We start from the raw sequence: 3839 nt of genomic DNA on the forward strand, positions 1-3839 counted from the left end.
TCATTTCCTGTTGGGGCGGGGTATATTCCAATATGCTTTTTAAAAACCCCGTAAGAGAGCATATTTCCATGGAAAATCAGGGTGGGCATTTGGTATTTGATGGCTTCTTCTGCTCCGGGTGCAGCTTTGTTGATAATAGTACGTATCTCTTTGAGGACCTTCTGAATATCGTTTGGGAAGGTGGCAATATACTCATCCACAGTTTTTGCGGTCGTTCCTATCATTGGATGTTTTTAAAGTATTGGGCAGTGTCTGCGATCAATTCACTTCTGAGAAAACCGTTTCTCCGTGGTGTTCAATTTTTGAAATATGTACGCTATTTTTGTTGAAATTTAGCAGGGTCCAATGATCAGGGTACTTAATTAATACATCCTGGTTGATTAATTGAGCCTGTAATTCCTGCAGATTAAGCCCTCTTTCTAAGCCTCTGTTTACATAAAATATTTCATTACGTCCTTCGAGCTTTATGGTCACATCTTTCACGCCACCTTCATGTATCCCAACAACCTTGCCCTTTAAAACCATGAGATCTTCTTCCGGTAGGATCGGTACTGGCCGTATTGTCATTATGCCGAGTGCGAAAATAGCTATTACACCAGCGATGGTCCAATGAATGGTTTTTGGCTTTTTAATTTTGGGTTGATAGACAATATTCGTTTTCATACGGAACTTAAGTTTGGTGTATCTATCTCATTGAAAGGGTAATATATAGAATTTATTGTTAATTTCACTTTTTGACAAGACAAATTATTACAATGTTTTTTCAAAACACACACTATTTTTTACGCCGGCATACTGGCCGTAGTTGGGTACGATCTTGTAGCCGCTTTTAAGGTAAAGCGCTATCGCTTCAGGCTGTTTTTTGCCTGTTTCCAAAAGACATTTTTTATTACCTAGTTCCGATGCCCACTTTTCTAATTCGTTAAGCAGGGTGCTCGCAACCCCTTTTCCACGGCTTTCAGGAGAAGTGTACATGCGTTTAACTTCCATACTAGTAGGCGTCAGTTCCTTGATCGCTCCGCAACCCACCGCCGTTTTATTATCATAGGCAACAACAACATGCTTTATCATGTCGACTTTATTGAACTGAGCATAGAACGTGTGCTCGGAACCATCCCTGATTGCCAGATCAGCGTCCAGCTGTTTCACAAGTTCCCTGAAATCCTTATTTTCTGAATTAGTGCGAATAATGTTGATCATATTTAATTTAAACCAGGAGATCTTTTATGTTATTACTAGGTTTAAATCTCCGCCGCCATAGCCGGATCACTAATACTGTGTTTTCCCGTTTCCGCTCTCCCGGCAAAACGGTTTAAATAGGTGCCCGCTGATTTTATCGAGAAATCGTACCAATTACCGCTGCTGGCTAATGACCATTCCACTTTCTTACTCTTTCCCGCTTCAAGGCGAAAAGAGGACGGAACGCTGTGTCCATAGGCATTCGACGCTATACTTACATCAAGGGCAATATTATTCTTGTTTTCCACTCTGACAGAAATTGATCCTCGTTTGTAATTATAGCTCAGCGAAATCTGAGGCTGCGGCGATTGGATATTACCCGTGAACTTCTGAAAATAACCATTAGGGCCATAGATCTCAAGATCATAAGCACCTTTATTCTCTGCCACTTCCCATTCGTCTGCCAGCGACTTGTCCGCTTCTACAGTATAGCGCCTGGGTATCCGGTCGAGATATAAAAGGTCGTACACATGATATACAGCCCCTGCTGCCCCTTTGTTCTCAAAAGAGATCCTGACTTTATTCTCTGCTTTTAGCTCTTCAAAGTTTGCCTGAAGCCGGTAAGGAAGTGCTCTTGAAAAGCGAGTGCCTTTTTCCTGATACAGTGCGGAAGGGGCGACAGGAGCCTCGGCTCTTGGTAATAACTTTGATGCCGCGTCTAAAGATGAGTGGTTTGATGTAGGCGGCATTTGTGGAAAAGCCGGATCATTTGGCCTTAGAAAATCAAATGCAGATGTCAAATCGCTGCTTACCGCGCGGTGCCAGGGGCTTATAGCCGGGATAACGACCCCAAAACGCTTCTCTATGAATTGTCCCACGGAAGTATGGTCGGCTACTTGAGAATCGACCCACCCACCCTTGCTCCATGGTGAAATGATATACATTGGTACGCGCGGACCCATTCCCCATGGTCTGATATTGCCGGTAATAGTGTCTCTCTTATCCTGGTATGTGCGTGTCTTTGCCCTGTCAGCTGCATTGGGTGAATCCGCATGGAAAAGGTTAGGAAATGCAGAAGTTCCCTTATCATTATTAAAATACATTCCTGCCAGATCAATCGTTGATTTACCTGCAAGCGTGTTATCCAGATTGTAGGAGGGTACCGCTGGTGCCGGGATGTGATCGAATAGGCCATCGTTCTCATCAAAAGTCAGGAAAAAGGCAGTTTTGCTCCACACGTCTGGATTAGCAGTAATAGCTGCGAGTACCTCATGAGTAAAATCAGCGCCACGGTAAGGGCTTGAAGGTGCACCCGGATGTTCTGAATCCATTTGCGCAGGCAGTACCCAGCTCACTTGCGGAAGAGTATTATTCTTCACCTGTTCTTCAAGATCTTTTATTGTCCAGTGCCGCATGCCATTCTCGTAAATTGGAGATCCTGGTTTCGCATTTCTAAAGCTCTCGAAAGCCAGAGCGCCGTGCATTGCACCCGACCAGTTATCATTAGGGTTCTGGTAAATACGCCAGCTTATACCTGCCTTTTCCAGAACATCGGGTATGGTCGGCCAGTTGAATGCGTTGCCGCGATAAGTATAACCCGGATCAGGCATTTTGCCCCGAATCCAGCAACGCAGATTTACAGGTTCAGAGTCCTGATCTGTGCAATTAATTCCCTGCGCCCTTTTTTCAGGATTGAAGTGAGAGCCAGAGAAAAATGCTATCCGGTTTGGATCTGTACCTGTTGCCACTGAACAGTGGTATGCATCACTGATAGTGAAGGACTCGGCAAGTGTATATTGAAAAGGAATTTCTTCCCTCGTATAATAGGCCATGGAATAAGGTGTCTTGAACATTGGCCAGAAGCCGTATTTCCCCTGATTCCATGCTGCCTGCATGTCCGGAAAGTCATGAGGCGTTCCGTTGATCAATGCGGCATTAGAAGTTTTTTTATTCGCGCGATAAGGAGGTACGATTTTCTTGCCATCCGACTGAAAGAAAACTCGTTTTCCGCTTTCTAATGGGATAGGGAAGCGGTCTCCAAAACCCCTTACACCACGCATTGTTCCAAAATAATGATCAAATGATCGATTTTCCTGCATCAGGATCACGATGTGCTCTACATCACGTATTGACCGCGTTGCATTATTCGCTTCGACAGCGAGCGCATCCTTAAGCCATGATGACCATATCGCCGCAGCTGCTGTTGCTCCCGCAGACAGCTTAATGAATTTTCTTCTGTTTACCTTTGACATATTATTTCTTATCCATGCTCCATCCAACAGCGCTTATTCCATTCAGATCCCATACAATCCTGCCGTTTCTCACGGTCATTTCAGTTTCGAATTTCTTATCTCCCTCTAGTTTGTACCCGGCAGCATCTATGAAACCGAATTTACCATTGTTTACTCTTAATACAGCGATATCAGCGATTGCACCCTCGGTCAAGTTACCAAGATCCGGACGCCTGATTGCTTCTGCTGCTCCGGAAGTTGCCCGCTTAAGTATTTCTTCCTTCGTCATTCCCATATTCAGGTATTTGGACATCAGGTTCAGCATATCTTTCATCCCGGAATTCACACTGTTGTGATGCATGTCTGTTCCGAAAGTGTTCGGTAACAAGCCTTGCTTTACAGAAGGAACCGCCTGATTGAACCAGAAAC

General features: G+C 44.4%; 5 protein-coding genes. All 5 read right to left on the reverse strand.

The window, feature by feature from the left end; genetic code table 11:
* The coding region (locus WKF69_RS11155; RefSeq protein WP_340381934.1) for a DUF1801 domain-containing protein at positions 1-224 on the reverse strand (224 nt) is incomplete at its 3' end.
* A 34-nt stretch (positions 225-258) separates the two neighbouring features.
* Positions 259-663 (reverse strand): hypothetical protein, encoded by a 405-nt coding sequence (locus tag WKF69_RS11160; protein ID WP_340381936.1) that lies wholly within the window; start codon positions 661-663, stop codon positions 259-261.
* 87 nt (positions 664-750) lie between these two features.
* Entirely contained in the window at positions 751-1200 is a 450-nt protein-coding gene (locus WKF69_RS11165; protein ID WP_340381938.1) for a GNAT family N-acetyltransferase, read from the reverse strand.
* 41 nt (positions 1201-1241) lie between these two features.
* Complete coding sequence (locus WKF69_RS11170) at positions 1242-3431, reverse strand: phospholipase C, phosphocholine-specific (protein WP_340381939.1); 2190 nt, start codon at positions 3429-3431, stop codon at positions 1242-1244.
* Position 3432: 1 nt separating this feature from the next.
* Positions 3433-3839, reverse strand: a 407-nt coding sequence (locus WKF69_RS11175; RefSeq protein ID WP_340381940.1) for an amidohydrolase family protein, incomplete at its 5' end; no start/stop codon positions are given.

It is taken from the genome of Daejeonella sp., from assembly GCF_037719425.1.
Classification (GTDB): domain Bacteria; phylum Bacteroidota; class Bacteroidia; order Sphingobacteriales; family Sphingobacteriaceae; genus Daejeonella.

What these genes read in the sequence shown, in the direction of transcription:
- WKF69_RS11160 (WP_340381936.1), bottom strand. Translation starts at nt 663, where the DNA reads ATGAAAACGAATATTGTCTATCAACCCAAAATTAAAAAGCCAAAAACC.
- WKF69_RS11165 (WP_340381938.1), bottom strand. Translation starts at nt 1,200, where the DNA reads ATGATCAACATTATTCGCACTAATTCAGAAAATAAGGATTTCAGGGAA.
- WKF69_RS11170 (WP_340381939.1), bottom strand. Translation starts at nt 3,431, where the DNA reads ATGTCAAAGGTAAACAGAAGAAAATTCATTAAGCTGTCTGCGGGAGCA.